This is a genomic window from Peribacillus sp. P4_C12 (assembly GCF_056402095.1).
In genome coordinates this window covers 1-3,156 of record NZ_JBFUIB010000429.1, presented here as the reverse complement: position 1 = coordinate 3,156, position 3,156 = coordinate 1, and the positions used below count along the sequence as shown (strand labels likewise).

The 3,156-nt window shown below is 36.2% G+C and carries 7 protein-coding genes; 1 reads left to right on the top strand and 6 read right to left on the bottom strand.

Features of this window, described 5'->3' with window-relative positions:
- From AC1DUW_RS24325 to AC1DUW_RS24310, 4 genes are all read right to left on the bottom strand, one after another.
- Positions 1 to 223: alpha/beta fold hydrolase (locus AC1DUW_RS24325; protein ID WP_477643671.1), on the bottom strand; the 223-nt coding region annotated here is incomplete at its 3' end.
- A gap of 286 nt (positions 224 to 509) precedes the next feature.
- A complete protein-coding gene (locus AC1DUW_RS24320; RefSeq protein ID WP_161804938.1) occupies positions 510 to 677 on the bottom strand; it encodes a hypothetical protein in 168 nt (55 codons plus the stop codon).
- A 77-nt stretch (positions 678 to 754) separates the two neighbouring features.
- Entirely contained in the window at positions 755 to 928 is a 174-nt protein-coding gene (locus AC1DUW_RS24315; protein ID WP_161804939.1) for a hypothetical protein, read from the bottom strand.
- A 288-nt stretch (positions 929 to 1,216) separates the two neighbouring features.
- On the bottom strand, positions 1,217 to 1,606 hold the full coding sequence (locus tag AC1DUW_RS24310; protein WP_053346682.1) for a cupredoxin domain-containing protein: 390 nt from the start codon (positions 1,604 to 1,606) through the stop codon (positions 1,217 to 1,219).
- A gap of 665 nt (positions 1,607 to 2,271) precedes the next feature.
- Between AC1DUW_RS24310 and AC1DUW_RS24305 the strand changes: the two genes are divergently transcribed.
- Positions 2,272 to 2,421 (top strand): hypothetical protein, encoded by a 150-nt coding sequence (locus AC1DUW_RS24305; protein ID WP_477643670.1) that lies wholly within the window; start codon positions 2,272 to 2,274, stop codon positions 2,419 to 2,421.
- Positions 2,422 to 2,541: 120 nt separating this feature from the next.
- Here AC1DUW_RS24305 and AC1DUW_RS24300 read toward each other — a convergent pair whose 3' ends face one another.
- Positions 2,542 to 2,685, bottom strand: coding sequence for a hypothetical protein (locus tag AC1DUW_RS24300; RefSeq protein ID WP_162245338.1), 144 nt, complete (start codon positions 2,683 to 2,685; stop codon positions 2,542 to 2,544).
- Positions 2,686 to 2,954: 269 nt separating this feature from the next.
- Positions 2,955 to 3,156, bottom strand: a 202-nt coding sequence (locus AC1DUW_RS24295) for a DUF6366 family protein (RefSeq protein WP_477643669.1), incomplete at its 5' end; no start/stop codon positions are given.

Here is a 3,156-nt window from a genome sequence, read left to right as displayed (position 1 = left end):
GTTCAAAAGTGTATGTACTAGTTCTCGCACTCCCACCGTGCCCCCGTTGATCTAAAGCTAAAACTCGGTATTTTTCTCCTAATACAGCAGCAACTTGATCCCATGTTTCTGCACTTGTCCCCAGCGCGTGAAGTGCAACAAGTGGTGGGGCAGAAGGTTCGCCACTCTCGCGATATTGAAAAGTGAGTCCATTCAGTTCAATTTGATTCACCCGTGTTTCCATCTCCGATCATCTCCTAGGGTAGGTTTTATCATTTTAAACCCGATTTATTTAATGTCCGTACCTATATATTCAGCGAATGTGTGAATATTCCTTTTTAAACTCTTCTTCCCTTTAGTTAAATAGTCTCTAATATCATTTCTTCTACACTATTCTGCCCCTTTAGTTAATTACGGAAAAAATCCACCAAATGGCAGCCCTGATCTCAACTAACGCACCTGTTAGTTCAATTAGGTTAAGGAATTTTAATTTATTTTAGGCTTTATTCTCTGTTCAAATTCATCTTTGGCTATATCCCAAACTTATCTTGAACATCTTGAGCCATTAAATCAGTAATTATTTCATAATCATCTACTATATCTTCGTTAAGGATTCCCTTAACTGTACTCCACTGAATAAATTTATCATCACTTGGGCTGATAATATAAAAATATCTGGTTTCATACTTGTTTATCATTGGTACCTCCAGGATGAATTTTGGTTTCAAATCTTAATTCCAGTTTACAATTCGAGTTATATCCTCTTAAACTTAAACTATCCTACTACTTTTGTATTTTTAAAAAATCTCCTTATCAAGCCGTCACCTAAAAACAAAACAATTGCACAAATTATTAAAAACCACCAACCAAGTCCTTTCCAATACGTTGTAGCTAAAATCGCAATCAGAAAATACCAAGCTATAATTACTAACCCGTATAAAAACTTCATTTTAACGCCCTTTCTTTATAGACATTAAGAAATCCCCTCAATTTTTTTTAAAGTATCCTGCCCCGTTAGCTCAATATTTACTTCAATTTTATTAGTACCATTAACACTAGTGAATATGGAAAAATTCTTTTTCTCACCTACCTCTTTACTTTACAAAAAGTTAGCATTTCCCTTTTTAAAGGAACATCCGTTTGTGGAGGAAAGTTAGCTGTAATGATGATGTCTGGGTAATAATAAGTAAGTTACCGTTGCCTATTAAAAAAAGCAAGGCCCGATTGTCCCTGCTTGTTATTTGACTATTACTTTTCCAGCCATTCCTTCTTGTAAATGGTACCGACATATCAGATCATATGTACCGTTCTTTTTCGGTTTCACGGTAATGGTTTTTTCTTTTCCCGGCTGGACTTCAGCGTCAATACTGAGCTTTTCCACTGTGAAGGTGTGCTTTTTCGTACCTTTGTTTTTCACTATCAACGTTGTCGTTCTTCCATTCGGAATAGTGATGACTTTCGGATTAAAGTAATCATCGTTCAACTCGACCTCAATCGCTTTCACTGACTCAATTGGCTGTGTTACGACTCCAGACTCGGCAAATACACTGAGTGAGTCTGGAGTTGTCACAACCACAATCATCGCAAGCAAAACGACCAATCCAGTTAACCACTTTTTCACAGACATTCGCAATCCCTCCTTTCCTAAGACTATCTTTTTCCAATTCATAAAATATTATCACTATAAATTAGGTTCCAACGTGCTTCAAATAGTAACTCTTTTATTTGAAACAGTGACAAAAAAAAAAGATCGACTCTAATGGCGATCTTCTGGAATCCATTCTACTTCATTCGAATAGGTAAGGGTTTGACATTATCGCTCCCTTTTCCCCTCGTTCACACCGTACATGAGATTTCCACCTCAAACTGCGTTCCAACTAATCCAATTCGATTTAATCATCAACACTTCTGAAATCGTTACCCCTTCAGTGTCTCAATTCTTCTGTTTCAATAAGTCGGTGCCTCCCGTGGGAGATAAACCTCTTTTAGTATTACGAAAACCTTATTTACCGATAAAGATTTGCCTTACATGATTACATGAATCTTCATTATTCTAGTGGCTATCCCTCCATGTGGATTAGACATATCATTGGTACTATGCCACCACTTTCCCGAAATAAAGATAAGTTATACAGTGGCTAGTCTCACTAGTGTTTTCCTTATCAACGCATCATTGGGAGTAAGCCCTCCACGTTACCAGCTTACAACGTTGAATTATCTATTATGGAATGAACTTAGGTGCTTCCTCCCTACCCCTATCTCTTTTTCTAAGATAGAAGGGAGGTGACCGCAATGGATCTTCTAAAAGACGTATTAGTGGAAGTAGCTAAAACAGTTGCCAATTCGACAGTTGTATATTTATTTAGCTTACTTCCTGCTAAAAAAGTCAAAAAGAAAACCACCCGTTCTACATCCAAACAGCACGGGCGGCCTTCTAAGTAGTGTAAGATTTAGGAGCAACCGACCACTTTGGATTGGTTACTAGGCGAGATGTTAGCGCATCTCGTCTTTTTTATATATTCCACGTTATAACATAAATATACTAAAAAGATAAAAAAGAAACTACTTTCCCTTCGATAGTTCTTGCTTTATTTTTCTCCGGTTATATGATCCTTTGCCTTTCTTATTCAAAATCACACGAGTTGAGGCATCAAATCCCCAACTTAATCTACTATTGGTCATTTCACCGATTGTTTTCTTTTTCATATACATACCTGCTTTCTTTGAAACTTTCTTAGACCGCTACATTATTTCACAAGGCTTTGGCTTTTTAAATTCAAAGTATAAACAACTTTATTATCTCCATACATCAGGATATTAACAGTCGTAATTTCGTTTAAATTTGTTAACTCACGCATACTTCCTTAACATAATTCGGTCGTCCGTTGCATTCCAAAAGCCTCTAAAAATCGGGCCATATTGATACCGATATTAAACTAACGTACCCGTAAGTTGAACAAGGTTAAGTAAAATCTTTAAAAAAACAATTTATATAAAACATATCCAACTATTAAAACAACAATTAATATTCCTGTTTCTTTCCAACCTAAACCACTAACTAAGTCTGCTGGATTACCATATTCAGTTCTATTAATTCCATCTTTGAATGCACCTGTTGGATTTTTTTTTAGTTCTTCTTGTCTTAACCTCTCTCTTTTTTCTTCAGACATTTCACGG

What these genes read in the sequence shown, in the direction of transcription:
- AC1DUW_RS24320 (WP_161804938.1), bottom strand. Translation starts at nt 677, where the DNA reads ATGATAAACAAGTATGAAACCAGATATTTTTATATTATCAGCCCAAGT.
- AC1DUW_RS24315 (WP_161804939.1), bottom strand. Translation starts at nt 928, where the DNA reads ATGAAGTTTTTATACGGGTTAGTAATTATAGCTTGGTATTTTCTGATT.
- AC1DUW_RS24310 (WP_053346682.1), bottom strand. Translation starts at nt 1,606, where the DNA reads ATGTCTGTGAAAAAGTGGTTAACTGGATTGGTCGTTTTGCTTGCGATG.
- AC1DUW_RS24305 (WP_477643670.1), top strand. Translation starts at nt 2,272, where the DNA reads ATGGATCTTCTAAAAGACGTATTAGTGGAAGTAGCTAAAACAGTTGCC.
- AC1DUW_RS24300 (WP_162245338.1), bottom strand. Translation starts at nt 2,685, where the DNA reads ATGAAAAAGAAAACAATCGGTGAAATGACCAATAGTAGATTAAGTTGG.